Annotated in this window: 18 protein-coding genes and 1 tRNA gene; 8 read left to right on the plus strand and 11 right to left on the minus strand. The window is 58.0% G+C overall.

Going from position 1 to position 23941, the window contains the following annotated elements; translation table 11 throughout:
• Positions 1-39: 39 nt before the first annotated feature.
• The 11 genes from ONZ54_RS09995 to ONZ54_RS10045 all read right to left on the minus strand — a co-directional run bounded on the left by ONZ54_RS09995 (position 40) and on the right by ONZ54_RS10045 (position 12773).
• Positions 40-131 (minus strand) — tRNA-Sec (locus tag ONZ54_RS09995).
• A 213-nt stretch (positions 132-344) separates the two neighbouring features.
• On the minus strand, positions 345-836 hold the full coding sequence (gene hycI / locus ONZ54_RS10000; RefSeq protein ID WP_271788048.1) for a hydrogenase maturation peptidase HycI: 492 nt from the start codon (positions 834-836) through the stop codon (positions 345-347).
• Positions 836-1249, minus strand: a complete 414-nt coding sequence (locus tag ONZ54_RS10005; protein WP_271788049.1) for a formate hydrogenlyase maturation HycH family protein — start codon at positions 1247-1249, stop codon at positions 836-838. Before ONZ54_RS10005 ends, hycI begins: the two co-directional genes overlap by 1 nt.
• Positions 1242-2057, minus strand: coding sequence for an NADH-quinone oxidoreductase subunit B family protein (locus ONZ54_RS10010; RefSeq protein ID WP_125608928.1), 816 nt, complete (start codon positions 2055-2057; stop codon positions 1242-1244). Before ONZ54_RS10010 ends, ONZ54_RS10005 begins: the two co-directional genes overlap by 8 nt.
• Complete coding sequence (locus ONZ54_RS10015; protein WP_219615605.1) at positions 2057-2614, minus strand: formate hydrogenlyase complex iron-sulfur subunit; 558 nt, start codon at positions 2612-2614, stop codon at positions 2057-2059. Before ONZ54_RS10015 ends, ONZ54_RS10010 begins: the two co-directional genes overlap by 1 nt.
• A 9-nt stretch (positions 2615-2623) precedes the next feature.
• Positions 2624-4342, minus strand: coding sequence for a hydrogenase large subunit (locus tag ONZ54_RS10020; RefSeq protein ID WP_271788050.1), 1719 nt, complete (start codon positions 4340-4342; stop codon positions 2624-2626).
• A gap of 65 nt (positions 4343-4407) precedes the next feature.
• Complete coding sequence (locus ONZ54_RS10025; RefSeq protein WP_271788051.1) at positions 4408-5361, minus strand: respiratory chain complex I subunit 1 family protein; 954 nt, start codon at positions 5359-5361, stop codon at positions 4408-4410.
• Position 5362: 1 nt separating this feature from the next.
• Positions 5363-7246 (minus strand): hydrogenase 4 subunit B, encoded by a 1884-nt coding sequence (hyfB, locus tag ONZ54_RS10030; protein WP_271788052.1) that lies wholly within the window; start codon positions 7244-7246, stop codon positions 5363-5365.
• Positions 7246-7941 (minus strand): 4Fe-4S dicluster domain-containing protein, encoded by a 696-nt coding sequence (locus tag ONZ54_RS10035; protein ID WP_271788053.1) that lies wholly within the window; start codon positions 7939-7941, stop codon positions 7246-7248. The genes hyfB and ONZ54_RS10035 overlap by 1 nt, the downstream gene beginning before the upstream one ends.
• Positions 7942-8407: 466 nt before the next feature.
• Complete coding sequence (gene kup, locus ONZ54_RS10040) at positions 8408-10276, minus strand: low affinity potassium transporter Kup (protein WP_271788054.1); 1869 nt, start codon at positions 10274-10276, stop codon at positions 8408-8410.
• A gap of 580 nt (positions 10277-10856) precedes the next feature.
• Positions 10857-12773 carry a restriction endonuclease gene (locus ONZ54_RS10045; protein ID WP_271788055.1) on the minus strand — a complete coding sequence of 639 codons (1917 nt, stop codon included), beginning with the start codon at positions 12771-12773 and terminating at the stop codon, positions 10857-10859.
• Positions 12774-13343: 570 nt separating this feature from the next.
• Between ONZ54_RS10045 and ONZ54_RS10050 the strand changes: the two genes are divergently transcribed.
• From ONZ54_RS10050 to adk, 8 genes are all read left to right on the plus strand, one after another.
• The gene (locus tag ONZ54_RS10050; protein ID WP_043555421.1) at positions 13344-13958 is read left to right on the plus strand and encodes a 4Fe-4S binding protein; all 615 of its coding nucleotides are present in this window, start codon (positions 13344-13346) and stop codon (positions 13956-13958) included.
• A 135-nt stretch (positions 13959-14093) separates the two neighbouring features.
• Entirely contained in the window at positions 14094-16238 is a 2145-nt protein-coding gene (gene fdhF / locus ONZ54_RS10055; protein WP_271788056.1) for a formate dehydrogenase subunit alpha, read from the plus strand.
• A gap of 81 nt (positions 16239-16319) precedes the next feature.
• Positions 16320-16718 (plus strand): hypothetical protein, encoded by a 399-nt coding sequence (locus ONZ54_RS10060; RefSeq protein ID WP_271788057.1) that lies wholly within the window; start codon positions 16320-16322, stop codon positions 16716-16718.
• 363 nt (positions 16719-17081) lie between these two features.
• Positions 17082-19196, plus strand: coding sequence for a sigma 54-interacting transcriptional regulator (locus ONZ54_RS10065; protein WP_271788058.1), 2115 nt, complete (start codon positions 17082-17084; stop codon positions 19194-19196).
• A 12-nt stretch (positions 19197-19208) separates the two neighbouring features.
• Positions 19209-20033 carry a formate dehydrogenase accessory sulfurtransferase FdhD gene (gene fdhD / locus ONZ54_RS10070; protein WP_271788059.1) on the plus strand — a complete coding sequence of 275 codons (825 nt, stop codon included), beginning with the start codon at positions 19209-19211 and terminating at the stop codon, positions 20031-20033.
• Positions 20034-20229: 196 nt separating this feature from the next.
• Positions 20230-20832 (plus strand): recombination mediator RecR, encoded by a 603-nt coding sequence (recR, locus tag ONZ54_RS10075; protein ID WP_042871452.1) that lies wholly within the window; start codon positions 20230-20232, stop codon positions 20830-20832.
• Positions 20833-21049: 217 nt separating this feature from the next.
• The gene (htpG, locus tag ONZ54_RS10080) at positions 21050-22963 is read left to right on the plus strand and encodes a molecular chaperone HtpG (RefSeq protein ID WP_155602921.1); all 1914 of its coding nucleotides are present in this window, start codon (positions 21050-21052) and stop codon (positions 22961-22963) included.
• Between the two features lie 257 nt (positions 22964-23220).
• Positions 23221-23865, plus strand: coding sequence for an adenylate kinase (gene adk / locus ONZ54_RS10085; RefSeq protein ID WP_021139171.1), 645 nt, complete (start codon positions 23221-23223; stop codon positions 23863-23865).
• Positions 23866-23941: the final 76 nt, after the last annotated feature.

Raw genomic sequence — 23941 nt, forward strand, 5'->3', positions numbered from 1 at the left:
TTGAAATGTGGTTGATTCGATTTGTCCAATATATGTAATTGGCGGAAGAGGCAGGAATCGAACCTGCCAAAGCCTTCTCGGCTCACATCGGTTTTGAAGACCGAGGAGGCCACCAGACCCCATCAACTTCCGTGATGGCCGCCATTTTGTGGCAAATTTCTGTGACTGGCAACGCTTTTTTTGTCATAAAAAATCGAGGCTTAGCGATTTTTTGAAAAATTCAAAGAACCTTGTTTTATATCAAGTTCAGCACAATTAGCCCGATGTTTTTAATTTAACATCGGGCCTCGATCACATTGCCGGAACCCTTGGTCAATAACGGTCGTTAACAACTCGATAAATAATTATCGCTCGGTGTTGGTAATATTCCACTGGTCCAGTCGTTCTATTAACAAACTGGTATCCTTGGCTGCATCAAGATGCTGATAAAGATAATCCATCGCCTCGCTCACCATCTCGGTCATCGGAAAGGAGAACGCAACGATGGCCGGTTGTACCCCGACAAAAATCACCTCGGGAACAAAGGTCTTGAGCTCGTCGATCAGGAAATTGAGCGGCATATTGTGGGTCGAGAAGATAAACATCTCGGCGATGGTTTCGGGAGGGATCACCTGCAGGGTGCCCGCCTTCTCGCCGATCTCGGCGGCATCCACCAGCACCACCCGCTCCGGTTGCAGCTCCCGCACCTTGTAGACCGCATTTTCCGGCGCGATGCCGCCGTCGATGTGGATCCAACCGGGCATGGGGGCGTCTTGCAGCTTGTCCGCCAGATAGGGGCCGGCACCGTCGTCCCCCATCATGGCATTGCCCACGGTCAACACGAGATTGCAGCCCATCAGCGGCTCCTTACCATCAGGTACATATGGGGATCGTTATAGAGGGCGGTGAGCTGATCCATAAAGGTGTTGGTCCAGCCCAGCTGCTGTTCATCGAGCACGCTTTCCGCTTTACGCAGTCGGTCGAAGGCGCAGGCCAGCATATGGCAGTGCTCGCGATAGATGGTGATCTCGCCAAAGGTGAGAAACCCCTCCATCTTGCGGCGGGCTTCGCTGCCCGCCTCCAGTTTCGCCACCCAGTCGCGATAGCCCGCCAGTGGGCAGACCAGATCGGCACTGAGGCAGTCGACAATACCGAGGTGGTGGCCGATGGCGAGGCTATAGTACATCACCTCCTTGGCTTCCTCGGGCACGTCGAACTGCTCATCCACAAACTTGCGCGAGAGGCAGTAGAAGAAAACCTGATCAGCCATGCACTGCCTCTCCCTTGCCTGCTGCCCGGTTGAGGCAGGCGTTGGCCAGGTTGTTGACGATCTCCGACAGGCGCGGGTCGTTATGCTGATCGAGATAGCTCTGGATGCGCAGATCCACATCCTGCTGGGTCGCCCCTTCGAGCAGCGCCATAAACTCGTCGGCGATGATCTGTCCCTGCCGGTAACCGGCCATGCGGCGCGCTTCGCGCTCGATCATCACCCGGATTTCATTGGGGATGCCGGTGTGGCGCAGCTCGACCCGTACCCCAGGTTGCACTTCGTGGCTGGTGGCGGTCAGTTTCTGCTCAAGCAGACCGAGCGCCACCGCAAAGCCATAGATGGTGGCGGCGGGAGTGGGCGGGCAGCCCGGGATATAGACATCCACCGGCACGATTTTGTCGGTGCCGCCCCAGACGCAGTAGAGGTCGTGGAAGATGCCGCCGTCACAGCCGCAGGCGCCGTAGGCGATGCAGATCTTGGGATCGGGGGCTGCTTCATAGGCGCGCAGGGCCGGTACTCGCATCGCCCGGGTCACCGCACCGGTAAAGAGCAGGATGTCAGCGTGACGGGGGGAGGCGACCACTTTGATGCCGAAGCGCTCGGCGTCGAACAGCGGGGTGATGGTGGCGAAGATCTCGATCTCGCAGGCGTTGCAGCCGCCGCAATCGACCCGGTAGACATAGGCCGAGCGGCGAATGTCTTTGAGCAGGGTTTTTTTAAGTTTGGTGATCTCGGGATCCTGCGCCAGTGGTACGGCGCGGGTATGGGCATGGCCGACAACCGGTTCTATGCCTTTGATCTTGCTCATCACATCCACTCCTGTTGTGTGGTAATCGGTGTGGCAATCGGTGTGGTCATGGCCGAGTCAGGCTGGCTCAGCATGCTCTGTTTTCGTTTGCAGTCGGGGCAGTGGTGCAGCCGCTCCGGGGTCGCGAGCGGCGTGCCCGCCTGCTTGAGGGTGTCCTCCACCAGCGCCACCAGTTTGCTCGGGGCAAAGTAAGTGCCGCACAGGGTGCAGGGGGCCAGCGCGAAGCGGGCCTCCTCATAGAGATCCGCCTTGTTGGTCACCGCCAGCTCGAACTCGGGGGAGAGGGCGATGGCGCGGGTCGGGCAGACCTCTTCGCAGCGGCCGCAGAAGATGCAGCGGGCCATGGAGATCTCCCAGCGCCGCTCGCCGGTTTCCATATCGACTTCCATCACCAGCGCGTTGGCCGGGCAGGCTTTGGTGCAGGCGGCGCAGGCGATGCACTGATCCGCCTGATATTTGGGTTTGCCGCGAAAATCCCGGTTCACCTCGTAGGGGGCGAAGGGGTACTTGGCGGTCGGTGTGCCAGCCTTGAGGATGGTCTTGAACAGCTTGATCATGATGACCCCTTACTTGAGCGGAGAGTTTTTGCGGTCGATACCGTAGCGCTCGATCTCCTTGTAGGAGACCACGGTGGACTTGCCCTTCTTGGGGTCGACCAGGGTGACCCGATCGGTACAGGAGTAGCAGGGATCCAGACTGCCGATGATCAGCGGCGCATCGGCGACGGTATTGCCACGCAGCATGTAGCGCAGGGCGGGCCAGTTGGCGTAGGTGGCGGCGCGGCAGCGCCAGCGGAACAGCTTCTGGTTGTCGCCGGTCATGCTCCAGTGGACGTTCTCGCCACGGGGCGCTTCGGTAAAGCCCAGCGCAAACTTGCCCGGCTGATAGGTGAAGCCTTCGGTCAGCAGCGGCCCTTCCGGCAGGTGCTCAAGGCCAAACTCAATCATGTCGAGGGAGTCGTAGAGCTCGTGGATGCGCACCAGCACCCGGGATTGCACGTCGCAACCGGCCAGGGTCTGGATCTCCATCGGCAGTTCGCGATAGGCGGCAAAGTCGTGCACCCGACGTACGTCGCGCTTGAAGCCGCTGGCCCGCACCATGGGGCCGACACAGCTGAAATCGCGGGCGATTTGCGGATCGAGGCGGCCTATCCCCACCAGACGGGAGGTGATGTTGGCGGTGTCGAGCAGCATGGCCACCAGGGGTTTGAGCTCATCACGCAGTTCCCGCACCAGCTGGGCACCCTTGATGCGATCTTCCTTGAAGATGTCGCGGCGCACCCCGCCAATCAGGTTGAGGCCGTAGGTCTTGCGGGCGCCGGTCAGCAGCTCGGCCAGGGTCATCGATTTCTCCCGCACCCGGAAGAACTGCATAAAGCCGGTGTCGAAACCGGTGAAGTGGCTCGACAGGCCGATGTTGAGGATGTGGCTGTGCAGGCGCTCCACCTCCAGCAGCACGGCGCGGATCATCTTGGCCCGCTCGGGCACCTTAATGCCCATGGCGTTCTCCACCGAGGTGGTGTAGGCGACGCTGTGGGTGAAGCCGCAGATGCCGCAGACCCGGTCGGTCAGAAACGCCACTTCGTTGTAGCCCATGCGGGTCTCCGCCAGCTTCTCCATGCCGCGATGGACATAGAAGAGGCGGTAGTCGGCGTCGATGATGTCTTCCCCATCGACAAACAGACGAAAATGTCCCGGCTCGTCCGAGGTGATGTGCAGCGGGCCCACCGGCACGATGCGGTTGGCCTCATTGCCCAGTTCATTGACGAAGGGGTAGGTCTCGGTGTCCGTGGTGGGCATGGGGCGCTGGCGATAATCCATGGCGTCTTTGCGCAGCGGGTGGATATCCTCCGGCCAGTCGTCCGGCAGCACCAGACGGCGTTCGTCCGGCAGGCCGACGGCGCGCAGGCCGTACATGTCGCGGATCTCCCGCTCGCCCCACACTGCAGCCGGAATGGTCGGGGTGATGGAGGGGTACTCCTGCGAGGTGGCTTCGACCAGCACCTTGACGGTGATCCAGCTCTTGGTGTCGCCCTCCATGGAGAAGACGTGGTAGACGGCGAAGTGGCCGTTGAGGCTGCGCTCGTCATTGGCAAACGAAACCGAGAGCCAGCCGCCCTGCTTGTGGAAGATCAGGCTGGTGAGGGCCACCAGGCTGGTGGGCTTGACGGTCAGGGTGGCCTGATCGGCGGTCTGCCACTGCTCGTCGATGATGGCGTGGGGCAGTTGCTGTCGCAGTTGCTGGATATAGTCGCAACCGATGCGATCCTGGATGGCGATGGTCATGCAGTTCTCACTTTAAATTCGCAAATGATGAAATCGAAAAAAGCAGCTGTGATGGCGGGCATGAGTTATACCCCGACCAGATAGGCGAGCAGCGCCAGCAGGGCCAGCCCCAAGCCATAGCGGGTGAGCTTGTGGGTGCGCACGAACTGGGTACGGGCCATGGAATTCTCGATGATGCCCGCGAGTGAAAAGGCCACCAGCAGCTTGCAGAGCAGGATCAGGGCGGCCAGCGCCAGTGCGGGCAGGCTCCAGTTCGCTGCCTTGCCGAAAGGCAGGAAGATCACCAAAAAGAGCTGCACCACCACCAGTTGCTTGAGGCCCATGCCGAGCTTGAGCAGGGCCAAACCGGCACCCGAGTACTCTGTGAGCGGCCCCTCCTGCAGCTCCTGCTCGGCTTCGGCGCAGTCAAAGGGCAGCTTGCCCATCTCCACAAACACCGCGAAGGCGCAGGCGGCACCGGCCAAGAGGGTAGCGATGGGCGCGGCCAGCGGCTGGGTGGCCACATAGCTGCTGATGTTGCCCAGATCCGAACTGCCCACCATCATCGCCATGATGAAGCAGGCGAGCACCAGAATGGGCTCCACCAAAATCCCTAAGGTCAGCTCGCGGCGGGCACCGATCCCGGCAAACATGCTGCCGCTGTCCAGCCCCGCCAAGGAGAAGAAGAAGCGGAAGATGGCGAACAGATAGATGTCGGTGATGAGATCCCCGGCGATGGGAAAGGGGGACTCGTGGGTCAGGGTCGGCAGCGCCATCGCCACCAGCAAGAGGGCTGCGATCAGCAGCGCCGGCATCAGGTTGAAGATGATGCCGGCAGGCTCGGTGGTCACTTCCTGACGGCGCAGGAGCTTCCCGATATCCCGGTAATCCTGGAGCAGGCCCGGCCCCTGACGGGAGTGCATTTTGGCTCGCAGCACCCGGTTGAAACCGGTGGCCAGCGGCGCCAGCGCCAGCATGGCGATGGCCTGGGTCAGGGCGAGGGCAACCATGCCCCAGCTCGGCATTTCAAGAACAGGCATATCAGACTCCTACAGCCATCAGGATAAAGAGCGCCAGCACCAGGCCGTGCAACAGCCAGCCAGCGGCAGAGGGAGACGCGCTCACCCCGTGCAGGGCGGTGGCCAGATCAAGCTGGGGCTGCTTGCGATAGAGCGGGGCGCAGAGCTGGCGCAGGGTGTGGGTGACACCGCCGGAGGTGAGGCTCATGCGCTCTTCATAGGCGTAACCACAGGCCCAAGGGGTACCGGCGTGACGACGACCCAGCTTGGGCCCCTTGAAGATGGCCACGACCAGCAGCGGGATCAGGAACAGCCCCAGCAGGGTGATGGCAATCACCGGCGGGGAGAGGATCGCCTGAGAGCTGTCGAGCGGTAGCAGGGTGGCACCGGTGGCAACGCTCATTTGGCCCATGAGCGGAGAAGAGACGAGGGCCTGACCGTAGCCGCTGACAAAGGGGGCAATCCAGGGGGCGCCCAGACCCAGCACCAGACAGACGGCGGCCAACAGCAGGGTGCCTGCCACCATGGCGTTGGGTACTTCGCGGGCCTGACTCGCTTTTTCGCTGCGCGGGGCGCCGCAGAAGCAGATGCCATACACCTTGACGAAACACATCACCGCCATGGCACCGGTCACCGCCAGCATCACCACCGCCAGCGGGGCCACCACAGAGGTGCCGAGTTTGGTCATGGACAGGAGCGCCTGATAGATAAACCACTCGCTGACAAAGCCGTTGAGGGGCGGCAGCGCCGAGATGGCCATGGCGCCGATGAGGAACGCCAGCGCGGTCCAGGGCATCAGCTTGGCCAGGCCACCCATCTTGTCCATTTCGCGGGTGTGCAGGCGGAACATCACGGAACCGGTGCCCATAAAGAGCAGGCTCTTGAAGATGGCGTGGTTGAGCAGGTGATAGAGGGCGCCGAGCAGCCCCAGCACCACCAGTGCCGGTTGCTGGTTGGCGATGCCGATCATGCCGATCCCCATCCCCATCAGGATGATGCCGATGTTCTCTACCGTGTGGTAGGCGAGCAGCCGCTTGAGATCGTGCTCGGCCAGCGCAAACAGCACCCCGAGCACTGCCGAGCAGGCACCGAAGATCAGCACCATGTAGCCCCACCAGAGCTGGCTGGCGCCGAGAAAATCGATGCTGACCCGCAAAATGCCAAACAGACCGAGCTTCACCATGACCCCGGACATCAGCGCCGAAATATGGGAAGGGGCGACGGGCTCGGCTACTGGCAGCCAGCCGTGCAGCGGCACGAAACCGGCGCGCAGGCCAAAGCCGCAGAAGCTGAGCAGGAACACCAGGGATGCCAATGCGCCCGCCAGATGGTGCTCACGCAGCGCGGCGAACTCCAGCGAACCAGACTCGCGGCAGAGCAGCCAGAAGGCGACCAGCACCAGCGCCATGCCGATATGGTTCATCACCAGATAAAGGCGGCTCTGTTTGGCGGCATCCGGGTTGGTCTTGACCAGCCAGTAAGTGGTGAGGGTCACCAGCTCGTAGCAGAGCAAAAAGCCCAGTGCGTTGTCGGCCAGCACCATGCCCACCATGGCGAACAGGAAGAGGTTCATCAAGACGCCAATGGCCACATCCCCCTTGCCCTGATATTCGCGAATATAGGCAAAGGAGTAGAGGGAGACAGCCAAGCCCACGAGCGTGATCACCAGCAGCATCAGGGCTGCCAACATATCCAGATGGACCGAGCCCAGCAGCCAGATCTGGCCGTCGATGGTTGCATCCTGGGCAAGGGCCTTGATGGCGGCAACCACACCGACGAGCGAGCCCAGCAGGGCGAAGCCACTATTGAGACGGTTTGCCAGCCAAGGCTGCTTTTGCAGCAGCAGACCGGCGGCAGCGCCCAGCAAAAAGAGCAGGAGCGTGCCCATAACAAGGGGGGACAACATCAGCAGGATCCCTCAGTGATTGAAGCGTCGGGTGAAACCGGCGTAGTCGTGGCGGTCGAACAAGATGCGGTCGTGCAAGCAGAGGCCGAGAAGGCGGGGGCACCTTGCGGGTGAGCATTGGCCGCTTGCAGACGACGGTCGCGGGCGGCGTTGGCGCAGGCAGTGTCGTTGACCATGCTCAGTGACTGGGAGGGGCAGGCACTGACACAGGCGGGGCCTTCAGCGCGAAACTCACAGAGGTCACATTTGACCGCAATGCTGCGCACCCCGGGCTCCCAGCTCAGCAGATCCTCGCCAAAGCAGCGCAGACCGGCGGAAGTGGAGGGATTGCTGGAGCGGATGGAGCAGGGGATATAGGTGTCGTAGCTGTTGGCCATGGCCACCGGACGGCTGCCACCGCTCTGGATGGCACCAAATGGGCAGGCCACTGCGCACAGGTTGCAGCCGATGCAGAGCGACTCGTTGAGCTGCACGCAATCGCCGGTTTGGCGAATTGCTTCGACCGGGCACACCTTGATGCAGGGGGCATCGTCACAGTGACGGCACTGAACCGGCATGGTCGCCTGCTCGTGTCGCATAACGGTTAAACGGGGGGCTTGCTGCAAACCTTGCGCCTTGTGAACCGTGCTGCAGGCCGCCATACAGGTGCCACAGCCGATACATAGCTTGGGGTCAGCGATAACGAAGCGGTTCATAGCCTACCTTGTCGTGTCGCGAACGGAGAGAATAGGGGCAGGATGGCAAAATGCGGGCCAAATCTGAGGTGATGCCAAAAATGATCGTAAGATACTGTTTTTAAATAACTTTTAATTTCATGTCGAGCCATGGCGAGGACGCGGCACAGTGTCGAATTGTGACGTTCGTCACTTGTGACGAAGGGGGGGAGAGGTTTCGTCACCCCGTAAAAACGGTCTCGACAGGGAGGGATACGGAGTAGTGATGAAGGGCAGAAGGGTTATTCGTCTGTGGTAGGAAGTGGGGTGCAAAGAACGAAGTGAATTGCACCGTTTGCAGCCATATGGTCGTCGTGGTTTGCTCCCTTCTCCCCTTGCGGGAGACGGGCTGGGGATGAGGGGGCCGGTAATTGGGGTTAACGGAAAAAAAGAGGGAGGCCAATGCCTCCCTCTCTCTTGCTGGCCTTCTTATGCCCTCAGAACGCCATCATATATCTACCTGCGAGCCCAGCTCGATCACCCGATTAGGCGGGATCTCGAACTGATCCGGTGCGCGCAGGGCGTTGCGCTGCAGCAGCATAAACAGCTTGCCGCGCAGGTAGAGATACCAGGGGCGCTCCTTCATGATCAGTGACTCGTGGGCCATGAAAAACGAGGTTTCCATCATGCGGCAGCTCAAGCTCTCGGCGTTGCAGCGGTGGAAGATCTCCTCCATGTTGGGGGTCTCGCGCCAGCCGTAGCTGGCCACCACCCGCCAGAAGGTGGGGGAGAGCTGCTCGATGCAGACCCGGCGCACGTTGTGGACGTAGGGCACGTCCTCCACCCGCAGGGTGAGCAGGATTATCCGCTCGTGCAGCACCTTGTTGTGCTTGAGGTTGTGGAGCAGCGCATGGGGGATCACATTGACCACCCGCGACATATAGACGGCGGTGCCCGCCACCCGGGTCGGCGGGGATTTTTCCAGCGAGGCGATCATGGGCTCGAGCGAATTGCCGTGCTCGTTCAGGCGGCGAATGAGCTGGAAGCGCTCGCTCTTCCAGCTGGTCATCAGGGTGAACATGACGGCGCCCAGGGTGAGTGGCAGCCAGCCACCGGAGAAGATCTTGCCCAGGTTGGCGGCAAACAACGGCACGTCGATGGCCAGCAGCAGGGCGAACAGGGCAGCCACCAGATAGGTGGGCCAGTGCCAGCTGTTCTTGGCCACGGAGCAGAAGAGGATGGAGGTGAGCACCATGGTGCCGGTGACGGCGATGCCGTAGGCCGCTGCCAGATTGCTGGAGTGCTCGAAGCTCATGATGACGATCACCACGGAGATATAGAGCATCCAGTTGATGACGGGAATATAGATCTGGCCGGACTCCTGCTCGGAGGTGTGAACGATGCGGATGGGTGAGAGATAACCGAGCCGCACCGCTTGCCGGGTGAGAGAGAAGACCCCGGAGATCACCGCCTGGGAGGCGATCACGGTCGCCATGGTCGCCAGCACCAGCAGCGGCAGCAACGCCCATTTGGGGGCGAGCAGGAAGAAGGGGTTGGCGATGGCCGCCGGGTTGCTTAGCAGCAGCGCGCCTTGCCCGAAGTAGTTGAGCACCAGGGAGGGCAGCACCACCACAAACCAGGCGAGCCGGATCGGGTTCTTGCCAAAGTGACCCATGTCGGCGTAGAGCGCCTCCACCCCTGTGATGGCCAGCACCACGGCGCCGAGGGCAAAGAAGGACGTGGTCTGGTACTCGGCGAAGAAGCGCAGCGCCCAGACGGGGTTGAGTGCCCCCAGCACCTCGGGATTCTGGATGATGCTGCGCAGTCCCAGCACGGCCAGGGTCAGAAACCAGGTGAGCATGATGGGGGCGAACAGCTTGCCCACCATGGCGGTGCCATGTTTTTGAATGGCAAACAGCAGGGTCAGCACCAGCACCGAGAGCGGCACTATATAGGGGTCGAGGGAGGGGGCCATCAGGCTCAAGCCCTCGATGGCCGACATCACCGACATGGCCGGGGTGATCACCACCTCGCCATAGAAGAAGCTGCCGCCAATCAGCCCGAGGATGATCAGCACAGGCGCCCAGCGGGGAGAGGCGTTGCGGGTGGCCAGTGACATCAGGGTGAGAATGCCCCCTTCACCGGCGTTGTTGGCCCGCATCACGAAGGAGAGGTACTTGACCGAGACCACCAGGATCAGCAGCCAGAAAATGAGGGAGAGAAATCCCAGGATGGCGGCGGGTTCGGCCCCGATCCCGAATTGACCCGAAAGGCACTCTCGCAGGGTATAGAGGGGGCTGGTGCCGATATCACCGTAGACCACGCCAATCGCCGCCAGCGTGACGCCGGACAGGGCTTGTTTGTTATCACAGCTCATGAGGTTATCTTGTTACACGTTTGCCAAAGCACAAGGGCCCGAACGATCAGGAAAAACCCTGATATTCAATCGGGATAGTATTAAGAAATTGCGATGGGAAAGGGAGCTAACTGGATATAAAGGGGCTCATTATGGGACACAGTCTGTTCATCTGCCGTTAAGCGTATGATGACACACACATCGTGGGTTTATGCTCTGGTATAAATAATCAAAAGGGACGTTTGAACGAAATTATTAATTATCCATTGATTGAAATAACCTGCTGGGGTGCGTACAAGCGTTTGTTTTCTCTGAGTATCCATTTTTGCCAGAGTTTTCAATCTGGCTGGATGAAAAATAGACGATAAAATGCTGGCCAATAAATTGATGGTGCTGTGGGTAAAGAGGCCGGAATTGGGTTGCGATAGAGTCTTTATTTGATGTATAAGAGGGAGGGGATGGTGGAAAAGTAAGTGGCCGCCGTAACAGCAGCCACCATAAAGCAAAACAAAAGTGAGAGATTATATACGTAGGGTGCAATGAATAAAGTGAATTGCACCACTAATTTAAAATAGCGTAGTAGAGCTATAGATGTTCTTTTTTAACTTGGTGAATTATCTTTCCCTCTAATTTCAACAATGCCATCATCTGTGCCCAAGGTCATATAAACCATATCAGACTCGTACCATGGAAGACCTAAAGTTATACCTGTTAAATGTTTCCATGCATCTTTGGTATTAGTTTCTAATCTTGGTATTTGTAATTTCATTTCAAAGATGAAGTCACCAATCCAAGTGTGTATTTCATCTAGAATTGAGATTGATGGGATATCTTTGATATTGGCAAAGTTGAAGTTAATAACAACCATCCAAAGGTTAATTGGTGTTTCAATTCTTTTGATTTGATGAGTAGCTTTAATATTTGCGTTCTTTATATAGTTATTTTCAATAATACTTTCAATGAAGTCATTTGGATTCTCAGAGAAAAATATTGTTGCCTCAATATTGCGTTGAATAGGTAATGCTGGAGTAGGAATGTCATTTTTATCTAAAACAAGATCTGCCGTTCTGAAGATAACATCACCTTCCTCTTCAAAAGGATCATAAGATATAGAGGCTAACATATGTCGTGCGCGATCAGGCTCTATTATTTCAAAGCTATTATCCTCTAGTAAAGTATTGTTAAGTGCAGCTAATCGAGATATTTCTGCTGCTTCGTCAAAAGAAAAGAAGGATGACTCTGCGGCTGTAGATGGTACAGATACAAACCCATTGAGTAAATTTATATGAAGCCACCCGCAAAGCCAGGAGTCATTCCAAGGCCATTTTATTTTTTCATCCGGTGGTGGAATTTTATCACATAGCCAAGAGTCAGGATTATATTTAGATAATGCAAATTTTGATAATCTCCATGATTCAAGTTGGTTCAAGCGTATTGTTCTATTACAACGAGATTGAGAGCGAGATACAGGAGATATATGGGTGAAATCAATAAGAGCATTTAAACTATCACTAAACAATCTGATATAGTCAGCTTGACTAACTCGAGCATCAGTTATTGCGGTCCATTTTGAATTTTCTAGGGAGAAAAAATTATCTTCATCGTATACTCCGTGAGGAGTCTTTAATTTTGTAAGGGCATAAGAACCCAGCCTTATAATATTATTTTTTGCTGAGCCAGATAGATCTACTAAAGCGGCTATCCCAATGCAAACAGAAAAGTGAGTTTCTTTCTTTGCAATTACCTTTAAAGTGGCGCTTGAAATAGCCTCTTGAAGAAACTGTTGTTCAGCAATTGTTTTAATACCACTGCATTTAATAATTGAACAACGTAATTGTGGTAATAGTCCTTCCTCTTGCGTTAATCTTTTTGGTTCTCGGTATAATGGAAAATGTTCCTCATCTATAAATCCTGTTGTACTAGTTAACACAGTTGGCTTAACGAGTTCGTTAATCTCATCTATTATTTTGTCTAGTAAGTTATCTTCATATGAAAATTCAGGTAATATGGGTGTGTCATCTGAGTGGCGTCGAATTAATACCGGAAATGTTAATGAGAAAGACCAATCTTGCCCACAACAGTCAATCCATCTAGCTCGAAGAATTGGATTTGCTCGAATTTCACGAATTAAAGTTAAGCCATCTGTAAAATCCAAATCAAAGTTAGGGTAATCACTTAAATATTCTCGTTTACCTTGTGGGCTTATTTTTATATTTGTAATAAAAAGTCCCTTTGAACAAGAGAACTTTGAGAGTGCGATAGGTAATTCTGCGAGTTCTCTAGAGCTAACAGACTTATATGGGTTGTTATGATATTTACATTGGGTAATGTGTATGTTCCCCCTTGAATCAAGGGAATGAATATCCCTGGCACCATCACCTGGGCCATCAGTAATTCTAATTTGATGATGGCCCCTGATAAAAAGTAAATCACAGGCTAGATCCAGCATTGATATCGGATTTATTTCAACAGATAGCTTTTGTAAAGCATCACGATCATTATTTGCGGTGAGAGACATAAATTTCCTGTTTTTAATCTGTTCTACTTTAGAGTTTCATATCATTGAAAGAATGTTTAAGGGGCTAGTAGTCAAGTGGCTCATATTAGCTGGACAGGTAAAAAAATGAAGGGGCATGGGCTGAAAATCGGCGCTGGCTCAATAAATTAATAGAAGGTACTTTCTTGGCCGGTTTAGCCTGATGCTGATGGGCTGTCTCGATAGTAAAACCACACAATAAGCCTACCCGTAATCCATCTCTGATGGTGCCGTTTATCCCCCGATAATCAGGCGGGGCAGGGGGCTGTCAGCCAGTGTCGAGCTCGTCACTTTTGTCGTGTCGATTACAGTTATAGCCTGCTGTCGTCAGCGACACTGGCCTGAAAGTCGTCGTCCATGCTTCTAATTACTCCTTTATTTTCAGTTGTTTGTGAACTTTATTTAGCCCACTCCCGCTTTTGGTCTGATAAATGCTTTGTGGGTGAGCCGGCTGCGTCGTCGGTGTGCGAGTGTGGGCCCCCTGGGCGATGACACTTGGGCATGCCGGGCGATGCCAGTGCGGCAGTAACGAAACATTTAGGATCCCTCTCTATGAACAGCTTCGTGATTGCAGATCCCAGTCTTTGTATTGGGTGTCGTACCTGTGAGGTGGCCTGCGCCGTGTCACACCAGTCAACGTCCTGCGCGGGTACCGTTGAGCGGGAGGGCGGCCTGCGTCTTGCCATCGAGGATGGACATCTGGTCTCCAAGGACAGCTATTTCCAGCCGCGCCTGAAGGTGATCGTCGGCAGCAAGGTGACCACGCCCGTGCTGTGCCGCCAGTGTGAAGACAAGCCGTGCGCCCTGGCCTGCCCCAACAATGCCATTGTCAGCGAGGATGGTTGCGTCAAGGTGCTGCAGGCGCGCTGTATCGGCTGCAAATCCTGCGTGGTGGCCTGTCCTTACGGTGCCATGGCGGTGGTGGTGAAAGAGGTGGCCCCCGCTGCCGATGCGCTGTTCAAGCGCCCGCAGACCAAGGCGCAAGCCTTGAAGTGCGATCTCTGCCGTCACCGTGAAGCGGGCCCGGCCTGTGTCGAGGTGTGCCCGACCCAGGCGCTGCGCTTGGTGACCCCGGAATCCCTCGGCGAGCTGAACCGCCAGAAGCAGCTGGCCAGTGCCGAGGCGATGGCGGCCTGCCAGCGTCAGCCGGTGTTGGCACAAGGGTAACGTATCAGATGGCGTGCGTAGGCCCTTGCTGGCCGCCGCTTGCGCCTCTGTGCGCTCTACCCCTGACAAGCCATTTTCGTTAAAGGCCTTTTATCGTTAACAGCCTTTTACCGTTAACAAACAAGAGTGTGAGTCATGAAAAAAGTCATTACCGTCTGCCCCTATTGCGGCACCGGTTGCAAGATCAACCTGCTGGTTGAAAACGACAAGGTGGTGGGGGCCGAAGGCGCCAACGGCCGGACCAACGAGGGGCAGCTCTGCCTCAAGGGCTATTACGGTTGGGATTTCCTCAATGACACCAACCTGCTGACCCCCCGTCTCAAGAGCCCGATGATCCGCCGCGAGCGCGGTGGCAAGCTCGAATCCGTCTCCTGGGATGAGGCGATCGAGTTTGCCAGCAGCCGTCTGACTGCCATCAAGGCGAAGTACGGTGCCGACGCCATCATGACCACAGGCTCGGCCCGTGGCCCGGGTAACGAAGCCAACTATGTGATGCAGAAATTTGCCCGCGCTGTGCTGGGGACGAACAACGTCGACCACTGCGCGAGGGTGTGACACGCACCCTCAGTCTCCGGTCTGGAGACAACTGTAGGCAACGGCGCCATGAGCAACGCCATTCCCGAAATTCAAGAGACCAAGTGCCTGCTGGTGTTTGGTTACAACGCTGCTGACTCTCACCCCATAGTCGCCCGCCATATCCTCAAGGCGAAGGCGAACGGGGCCAAGGTGATTGTGTGTGATCCCCGCATGGTGGAAACCGCCCGTATCGCCGATCAGTGGCTGCCGCTCAAAAACGGATCCAACATGGCGCTGGTCAACGCCTTTGCCAACGTGTTGATCAGTGAAGGGCTCTACAACAAGGAGTTCGTCGCCAACTACACCGAGGGGTTCGACACCTTCAAGGCCACGGTCGCCAAGTACACTCCGGAATACGTGGAGGGGATCACCGGCCTCAACGCCGCTGATATCCGCGCCGCCATTCGCACCTATGCTGCCTCGCCTGCTTCCATGATCCTGTGGGGCATGGGGGTGACCCAGTACGGTCAGGCAGTGGATGTGGTCAAAGGACTTGCCGGAATTGCGCTGCTGACCGGCAACTTCGGTCGCCGTGGCACCGGCTGCGGTCCGGTGCGTGGGCAGAACAACGTGCAGGGCACCTGTGACATGGGGATGCTGCCGCACCAGTTCCCGGGCTATCAGTCGGTGAGCGATCCTGCGATCAGCGCCAAGTTTGCCAAGGCGTGGGGCGTACCGTCCCTCTCCCAACAGCCCGGCTACCGTCTGACGGAGCTTGGCCACAAGGTCGAAGAGGGCAAGTGCAAGGCCTTCTACATCTTCGGCGAAGATCCGGCCCAGACCGAGGCCGACCTGGCCCAGTTCAGGCGCACCCTGGGCGGCATGGATCTGGTGATAGTGCAGGACATCTTCATGACCCAGACCGCCGAGATGGCAGATGTCATTCTGCCCGCCACCAGTTGGGGTGAGCACGAGGGGGTTTACAGCTCGGCAGATCGCGGCTTCCAGCGCTTCTACAAGGCGGTCACTCCCCCTGAGAATGTGAAACCGGACTGGGCGATCTTCTCGCTGATGGCCACCGCCATGGGGTATCCCATGGAGTATCGCGACACCCAACAGATCTGGGACGAGATGCGCGCCCTTTGCCCGCTCTATACCGGGGTCAGCTACGACAAGATGGCTGATCTCAAGAGCGTGCAGTGGCCCTGTCCGACCGAAGATCACCCGGGCACCAGCACTCTGTTCGAGGGGAACGTGTTCACCACCCCGAGCGGCAAGGGTCAGCTGATTGCCTCCGAGTGGCGGGCGCCGCTGGAGCAGCCTTGTGCAGAGTATCCGCTGGTGCTCTCCACCGTGCGCGAGGTGGGGCACTACTCCTGCCGCTCCATGACCGGCAACTGCTCGGCGCTGCAGACCCTGGCCGATGAGCCGGGCTATGTGCAGATCCACCCGAGCGATGCGCAAAAGCTCGGGGTGAAGGATCAGGCGCTGGTCTGGATCTCGTCACGACGCGGCAAGGTGATCACTCGCGCCAACTACAACGAGCGGGTCAACGCCGGTGTGGTCTACATGACCTACCAGTGGTGGATCGGGGCCTGTAACGAGTTGACCATCGAGCACCTTGATCCGGTCTCCTACACCCCCGAGTACAAGTACTGTGCGGTGAAGATTGAGCGCATTGAAGGTCAGGCTGAGGCGGAAGTGTACGTCCAGACTGAATACAGCGCGCTCAAGGCGAAATTGCGCAGCGCCGCCAAAGGGTAATCGTCGTTAATAAAGTGGATCCAGGCTCTGTTTACAGGGCCCGGATCCCCTCATCCTTTTTTCAGCTGGCAGGTGTCCACCATGAACCGTGAATTAACGATCTCGTTCGGTATTTTTTATGTTTCAGCCTATTTGTTGGCAATGTTATTGGGGATGGGGTGTTACCTCTGGTACGACGAATTGATATTTCTGCTGGGCTTTGGTTTCTTCGGCTGTTTCATCGCCGCGCGCATCGCCATGGGCGCCGTGCTGGCGGCGCTGAGCGTGAAGCTGGCCTGGTTGATTGCCTTTCTCTCCACCACCCTGGTCAACGGCCTGCTGACGGGCTTGCTGGCGCTGGTGATCCTGCTCACCCATCAGGCTGTGTCTGCAGAAATAGCCTACAATATCAGTGGGTTATTGATTGCATTCCAACTGCTATCGGCCGGTTTCATCCTGGGGGGCCTCAAGCTCTACAACTACCAGCTCATCTCCTCCTGACGCAGCGCAGGCATGGGCAACCGGCGGCTATCCAGTCAACCCATCAAGTTACGCAATGCGGCAACGCAGACCGACAGCTTCTGGCGGATCGCGGCGATATATGTGCGCCAAAGTGGGCATATTTTGTGGTGATGGCGGGATATTGGCCCAGGCCTGTCTGGTTGTAATGGGGGTAGGGCTACCTTATTATGCGACAGGCAGTGAGCGGCTATTTCAAGGCATGTTAGTTTTTATAATTAAGCGTTAAGTTTTTAAAAATTAATTATAACATCTGATGGATCTGGCTGACCTGTTGTTTACCGTCGTTGCTGACCGCAATGTGCCCGCAATCTTTTGCCCATATAGATGTAACGTGAGGCCAGAATGCTGAATGTGAGTGCCATTCCGTTAACCGACATCTCACCCATCTGGGATGACGGCTTCCTCTCTCTCTCCAAGAACCTGCTCTCCGCCGTCACTCTGGATGATTTCATCAAGAAGCTGAACCGGATCGATGCCTGCTTCGCCGGGGTGACCCGGGTCAACCTGATCCTCAATCTGGGGGCGGGGGAGGAGGCCCTCTTCTACTTCATGGAGGAGAAGGGCCCCAAGCACCTGGTCTGCGCCAAGGCCGATCTCTATTTCTCCAGGGAGCAGGCCATAGTGCTGCCCGTGGCCCGCTTTCACAACCGCTGCGAGTTGCTGGCGGCGGCCGGAGTGTATGAGGGGTTGCACTCTTACTGCCAGCTGCCCATCACCACGGCCCGCAGCCATCTGGGCGGGGTGGAGTTCATCAGCCCGGCGGTCAATGCTTTTCCGATGGAGACCCTGGCCAAGCTGACCCAACTGGCGGCCATCGTCGCCATCGCGCTGGAGAACGTGCTCGACAAGGAGCGCACCCTGGAGCAGGCCAATTCCCTGCGTCTGGAGCGTGACAGCTGCAAGATCCTGGTGGATGTCACCAATGCGGTGATTAAATTGGTGCGCATCGCCGAGCTGCCGAGGAGCCTCTTCTCCATACTGCAGCACCACTTCGCCATCAGCAGCCTGTGTCTGGCGGAGTACAACGCCACCTCCGACAGCTTCAAGAGCTATCTGGTCAATCAGCAGCAGAGCGATCAGCCCGGCATCATCAACCACTCCTGTTTCGAGAAGAACTGTCTGCAGGGGGCGCTCGGCCATAGCGAGCCCTTCTTCATCTATCGGGAGCAGGGCCACGGTTGCGATTCGAGCTGCCGCTTCAGCACCCAGATCCTGCCGGCCGATGCTGACAGCTCCTGCATTTTGCCGCTGCGCTATCGGGGCAACCTGCTGGGGGTCTTGATCCTCTCCCACCCGGATGCCGATTTCTTTGCCGACATCGACATCTCCCTGCTGGAGCAGGTGGCGGCCCGCACCGCCATTGCCATGAACAACGTGCAGGCGCAGCAGGAGATCTCCAATACCAACGGTGCCCGCGAGAAGACGATCCGGGTGGCGGAGCTCGAGCCCAACGCCGATTTTTCCAGCATCATCTATCAAAGCGCCGCCATGGAGAGCGTGCTGGAGAAGGTGAAACTGGTGGCCCAGAGCGATTGCTCCGTGCTGATCCTGGGAGAAACCGGCACCGGCAAGGAGCTGATCGCCCAGGCCATCCATCGGCTGAGCGATCGCCGCGAACAGGAGATGGTGAAGGTGAACTGCGCCGCCATTCCCACCGGCCTCATCGAGAGCGATCTGTTCGGCCACGAGAAGGGGGCCTTTACCGGCGCCCTGGCCCAGCGCATCGGTCGCTTCGAGCGGGCCCACAAGGGCACATTGTTTCTCGACGAAGTGGGAGACATGCCGCTGGACTTGCAGCCCAAGCTCTTGCGGGTATTGCAGGAACACGAGCTGGAGCGGGTCGGCAACAGCAATCCCATCGCCATCGACGTGCGGCTGGTGGCGGCCACCAACTGCGATCTGCTCTCCATGGTCAAGAACAAGCGCTTCAGAAGCGATCTCTACTACCGGCTCAACGTCTTTCCCATCGAGTTGCCGCCCCTGCGCGAGCGGCGCGAAGACATACCGCTCTTGGTCAACTTCTTCATCAAGAAGATCGCCAAGCGGATGCGCCGCAACATCACCTCGATCCCGGCCGATGCCATGAAGATGCTGGTGTCGCTCCCCTGGTACGGCAATATCCGCGAGCTGGAAAACATCATAGAGCGCGCCGTGGTGATGACCCGGGGCCATGTGCTCAACCTCTCCCCGGATGAACTGATGCCGCTCAAGGGCTATCACAAGATAGAGACCCTGGTCTATGACGAGCCCGAGCAGGCCTTGTTCAAGGGCGGCAGCGGCCAGAGCGAGGGGGTGGAGGACGAGCGCCAGACCATCATAGACACCTTGCGCGAATGCAACGGCATAGTTGCGGGGGAGCGGGGCGCCGCCAACCGGCTCGGCATGAAACGCACCACCCTGCTGTCGAAGATGAAACGGCTCGGTATCTCGGCGAAAGCCCCCCAGACCCTCAACTAAGGGGCACTACAGATGTTGCTCGAACTCGATAGCGATACCCCGCAGGCGCTTTGCGCCCACCGGGAGGTGGTCCATTACCAGCGCGACGGTGTCACCACGGACAGCGCCATGCAGCTGCCCTGCGAAACCCCGGTGGCGCTGGTCTACAACGGCATATCCCACAGCGTCATGATGTGTTCGGCCGCCGATCTGGAGGACTTTGCCATCGGCTTTTCGCTCTCAGAGGGGATCATCGACGGCCTGCAGGACATCCACGACTTCGAGCAAGTTGACGGCTGTCAGGGGATCGAGCTGCATATCACCCTGGCCAACCGCTGCATTCATCGTCTCAAAGAGAAGCGGCGCACCCTGGCCGGGCGCACGGGGTGCGGCATCTGTGGCAGCGAGAGCCTGGAGCAGGTGGTGCGCACCCTGCCGCAACTGCCGGACAGCCAGCGCTTCGAGGTGACCCTGATCGACAAGGTACTGGCGACGCTGCGGCCCTTGCAGTTGCTGGGGCAGAGCACGGGCGCCACCCATGCCGCCGTCCATGTGGACGGTGAGGGCAATATTCTCGCCATTCGCGAGGACGTGGGGCGCCACATAGCGCTCGACAAGCTGGTGGGGCACCTGTGCCGCACGGGGCGGCGCGACGGCGCCATCCTGGTGACCAGCCGCGCCAGCTTCGAGATGGTGCAAAAGTGCGCCAGTGCCGGGGTGGAAATCCTGCTCGCCATCTCGGCCGCCACCGAACTTGCGGTCGAGCGGGCGGAGCAGACCGGGCTCACCTTGGTGGGCTTTTGCCGCCCCGGCCGCGCCGAGATCTACAGCGGTCGTCAGCGCATCGGGCTGGGGTAGTGCAGCCATGGATGCCGGGTTATCCGATCGGTGGTTTGAGAGGGTTGGCAGGCACAAGGCCATTGGCGGACGGGGGGCGGCTCGGGTATAGTCCTGCGCCAACAAGATTGGTTCGGCCGGGCGAAGAGCAACCCGCACCCGCAAGGGGTGCCTGAGGTCGCCGCCCGCCAACACAGCGTCAAAGGATACTTAGCCCATGAAATTCAGCCCCCTGCTGGATGAGATGATGAAGGCCCTGCAGGTGCTGCCGGGTGTCGGCCCCAAGTCGGCCCAGCGCATGGCCTTTACCCTGCTCGAGCGCGAGCGCAGCGGCGGCTTGCGTCTGGCCCAGCTGCTCAACCGGGCGCTGACCGAGATAGGCCACTGCAGCCACTGCCGCACCTTCACCGAGAATGCGCTTTGCGAGATCTGCGCCAATCCCAAGCGCGAAGAGAGCGGCTTGCTGTGTGTGGTGGAGAGCCCGGCGGATGTGGCCGCCATCGAGCACACAGGCCAGTTCTCCGGCCGTTACTTTGTGCTGATGGGCCACCTGTCCCCCCTCGATGGCATCGGCCCCGAGGAGCTGGGGCTGGAGATCCTGGAGCGGCGTCTGAAGGCGGAGTCCATCAGCGAGCTGATCCTGGCCACCAACCCCACCATCGAAGGGGATGCCACCGCCTGGTATATCGCCGACATGGCCCGTGCCGCTGGCGTCAAGGTGAGCCGGATTGCCCACGGCGTGCCGGTAGGGGGCGAACTGGAGCTGGTGGATGGCACCACGCTTTCTCACTCCTTGATGGGGCGTCAGCCCCTTAATTGAGGCCGCGTCAGCCCTTGAATTGAGTCCGCGCCAGGCTCACTGTTTCTTAAACCCGCTTCGGCGGGTTTTTGTTTGGCGGCTGTGCGGCGCATCGGGAGCGTTGGCGTAAAAATCGCCATTCGCACTGCCAAGATATTTTTCCCCCTTGAAATGGGGATCCCAGGCCCCATCTTGTATCAGGAATATGTTCAACCCGAATCGCCTGAGGATAGTGTCGATGACCCAAAGCGTTCATGCCGAAACCCACGGGTTTCAGACTGAAGTCAAACAACTGCTGAGCCTGATGGCCCACAGCCTCTACTCCAACAAAGAAGTGTTCCTGCGCGAGCTGATTTCCAACGCCTCCGATGCGGCGGACAAGCTGCGCTTCAAGGCGCTTTCCGATGCCTCTTTGTTTGAAAACGACGGCCAGTTGCGCGTTCGCCTGGTGGTTGATAAAGAAAATCGGACCCTGACCATCTCTGATAACGGTATCGGTATGACCCGTGATCAGGTGATTGAGCATCTGGGCACCATCGCCAAGTCCGGCACTGCCGAGTTCTTCAAGAACTTGTCCGGTGATCAGGGCCGCGATTCCCAGCTGATCGGTCAGTTTGGTGTGGGCTTCTACTCCGCCTTCATCGTCGCCGACAAGGTGACTGTGGTCTCCCGCGCCGCCGGTACTGCTCCAGAGCAAGGCGTGCAGTGGGAATCGGAAGGGGAAGGCTCTTTCACCGTGGCCGATGTGACCAAGGAAGGCCGTGGTACTGACGTCATCCTGCACCTGCGTGCCGAAGAGGAAGAGTTCCTCGACGACTGGCGTCTGCGCGCCGTGGTTGCCAAGTATTCCGACCATATCAGCGTGCCGGTGGAGATGTTCAAAGAGGGCACCCCGGATCGCGAAGAAGATGGCGAGACCGTCGTCGGCACGCCGGGCGAGTGGGAGCAGGTCAACCGCGCCACCGCACTCTGGACCCGCAACCCGAAAGAGATCAAGGACGAGGAGTATCAGGAGTTCTACAAGCACGTTGCCCACGATTTCGAAGATCCGCTCTTGTGGGGTCACAACCGGGTGGAAGGGGCGCAGGAGTACACCAGCCTGCTCTACGTGCCGGCCCGTGCACCGTTCGACCTCTACAACCGCGAGCAGAAGCACGGCCTGAAGCTCTACGTGCAGCGCGTCTTCATCATGGATGACGCCGAGCAGTTCATGCCGACCTACCTGCGCTTCGTCAAAGGGGTGCTGGACTCCAACGATCTGCCCCTCAACGTCAGCCGTGAAATTCTGCAAGACAACAAGGTGACCGTCTCCCTGCGCAAGGCCTGCTCCAAGCGGGTGCTGACCATGCTGGCCAAACTGGCCAAGGATGACGCCGAGAAGTACGCCAAGTTCTGGAGCGAATTCGGCAACGTGTTGAAAGAAGGCCCGGCCGAGGATTATGCCAACCGCGAAGAGATCGCCAAGCTCTTGCGCTTTGCCAGCACGGCGGGCGAGGGCGAAGCCCAGACCGTCTCTCTCGAGGATTATGTTGGCCGCATGAAGGAAGGCCAGCAGAAGATTTACTACATCACCGCCGACAGCTTCGCCGCTGCCAAGAACAGCCCGCACCTCGAGATCTTCCGCAAGAAGGGCGTCGAAGTGCTGCTGATGTGGGAGCGTGTGGACGAGTGGCTGATGAGCCACCTGACGGAGTTCGATGGCAAGCAGCTGGTCTCCGTCACCCGTGGCGAGCTGGATCTCGGCGATCTGGAAGATGAAGCCGCCAAGCAGGCGCAGGAAGAGGCCGAGAAGGCCAACGCCGGTCTGGTGGAGCGGGTCAAGACCAGCCTGGGTGAAGCGGTGAAAGAGGTACGTGTCACCCACCGTCTGACCGATTCACCGTCTTGCATCGTCACCGATAACCACGGCATGAGCACCCAGATGATCAAGCTGATGCGCGCCGCCGGCCAGCCGGTGCCGGAGCAGAAGTACATTCTGGAACTGAACCCGGATCACGCTCTGGTGAAGAAACTCGACACCATCGAAGACGAGGCGCTGTTTGGCGAGTGGGTCACCCTGCTGCACGAACAGGCCCAGTTGGCAGAGCAGGGCGGTCTGAATGATCCGGCGAGCTTCGTCTCCCGTATCAACCGTCTGCTACTCCAGGCATGATGTTTCGGCCCACTGCATGCAGTGGGCTTTTTTTATGTGGCGCTTGTCCGACAAGGGGCAAGCGCCTCTCTTCGTTATCGAGGGGCGCTGCATTTTCACTCATTTTTTCAGGGCAGCATTGCGGCTCGAGTCGCATCGCCGCTGCGGGAACATGGTGAAAAATAAGCCACTCACACGGGGCAAGCTTGTGAAAATGAGCGAAACCGTGTAGTTTTTTGCCTTCTCAAGAATTGAATAACCAATCAATAGGAGCGTGTATGCGCATTGTTCTGTTGGGGGCTCCGGGTGCCGGCAAAGGTACTCAGGCTCAGTTCATCATGGAAAAACACGGTATTCCGCAGATCTCCACCGGCGACATGCTGCGTGCGGCGATCAAGGCGGGCACCGAGCTGGGCCTCAAGGCCAAAGCCGTGATGGACGCAGGTCAGCTCGTCTCTGACGACATCATCATCGGCCTGGTCAAAGAGCGTATTGCCCAACCAGATTGCGCCAACGGCTTCCTGCTGGACGGTTTCCCGCGCACCATTCCCCAGGCGCAAGCCATGAAGGATGCCGGTGTCGTGGTCGATTTCGTGCTGGAATTCGACGTGCCGGACGAAGAGATCGTCAAGCGCATGAGCGGTCGTCGCGTTCACTCCGGCTCCGGCCGTACCTACCACGTGGTGTTCAACCCGCCGAAAGTGGAAGGCAAGGATGATGTGACCGGTGAAGACCTGGTGATCCGTGCCGATGACGAAGAGACCACAGTGCGCAAGCGTCTGGATGTGTATCATCAGCAGACTGCGCCGCTCATCGGTTTCTACGGTAAAGAGGCGGAGGCGGGCAACACCCGTTACGTCAAGATTGATGGTACCCAGCCGGTGGATCAGGTCAGCAAGCAGCTGGCGAGCATCCTGGGCTAAGCCCGACATTGCGAAAATGAGCAATGGCACTGTGCCATTAGACAAGGGTCCATGCAGGGCCCTTTCTTGCATTCAG

The sequence above is a fragment of the Aeromonas salmonicida genome (assembly GCF_028355655.1).
Lineage (GTDB): Bacteria > Pseudomonadota > Gammaproteobacteria > Enterobacterales > Aeromonadaceae > Aeromonas > Aeromonas salmonicida.

Coding starts and splice junctions, on each gene's coding strand:
- ONZ54_RS10060 (WP_271788057.1), top strand. CDS start 16,320: ATGAACCGTGAATTAACGATCTCGTTCGGTATTTTTTATGTTTCAGCC.
- hycI (WP_271788048.1), bottom strand. CDS start 836: ATGGGCTGCAATCTCGTGTTGACCGTGGGCAATGCCATGATGGGGGAC.
- ONZ54_RS10025 (WP_271788051.1), bottom strand. CDS start 5,361: ATGCCTGTTCTTGAAATGCCGAGCTGGGGCATGGTTGCCCTCGCCCTG.
- ONZ54_RS10035 (WP_271788053.1), bottom strand. CDS start 7,941: ATGAACCGCTTCGTTATCGCTGACCCCAAGCTATGTATCGGCTGTGGC.
- htpG (WP_155602921.1), top strand. CDS start 21,050: ATGACCCAAAGCGTTCATGCCGAAACCCACGGGTTTCAGACTGAAGTC.
- fdhD (WP_271788059.1), top strand. CDS start 19,209: ATGTTGCTCGAACTCGATAGCGATACCCCGCAGGCGCTTTGCGCCCAC.
- adk (WP_021139171.1), top strand. CDS start 23,221: ATGCGCATTGTTCTGTTGGGGGCTCCGGGTGCCGGCAAAGGTACTCAG.
- ONZ54_RS10020 (WP_271788050.1), bottom strand. CDS start 4,342: ATGACCATCGCCATCCAGGATCGCATCGGTTGCGACTATATCCAGCAA.
- ONZ54_RS10015 (WP_219615605.1), bottom strand. CDS start 2,614: ATGATCAAGCTGTTCAAGACCATCCTCAAGGCTGGCACACCGACCGCC.
- kup (WP_271788054.1), bottom strand. CDS start 10,276: ATGAGCTGTGATAACAAACAAGCCCTGTCCGGCGTCACGCTGGCGGCG.
- ONZ54_RS10065 (WP_271788058.1), top strand. CDS start 17,082: ATGCTGAATGTGAGTGCCATTCCGTTAACCGACATCTCACCCATCTGG.
- hyfB (WP_271788052.1), bottom strand. CDS start 7,246: ATGTTGTCCCCCCTTGTTATGGGCACGCTCCTGCTCTTTTTGCTGGGC.
- ONZ54_RS10045 (WP_271788055.1), bottom strand. CDS start 12,773: ATGTCTCTCACCGCAAATAATGATCGTGATGCTTTACAAAAGCTATCT.
- ONZ54_RS10005 (WP_271788049.1), bottom strand. CDS start 1,249: ATGGCTGATCAGGTTTTCTTCTACTGCCTCTCGCGCAAGTTTGTGGAT.
- ONZ54_RS10010 (WP_125608928.1), bottom strand. CDS start 2,057: ATGAGCAAGATCAAAGGCATAGAACCGGTTGTCGGCCATGCCCATACC.
- ONZ54_RS10050 (WP_043555421.1), top strand. CDS start 13,344: ATGAACAGCTTCGTGATTGCAGATCCCAGTCTTTGTATTGGGTGTCGT.
- recR (WP_042871452.1), top strand. CDS start 20,230: ATGAAATTCAGCCCCCTGCTGGATGAGATGATGAAGGCCCTGCAGGTG.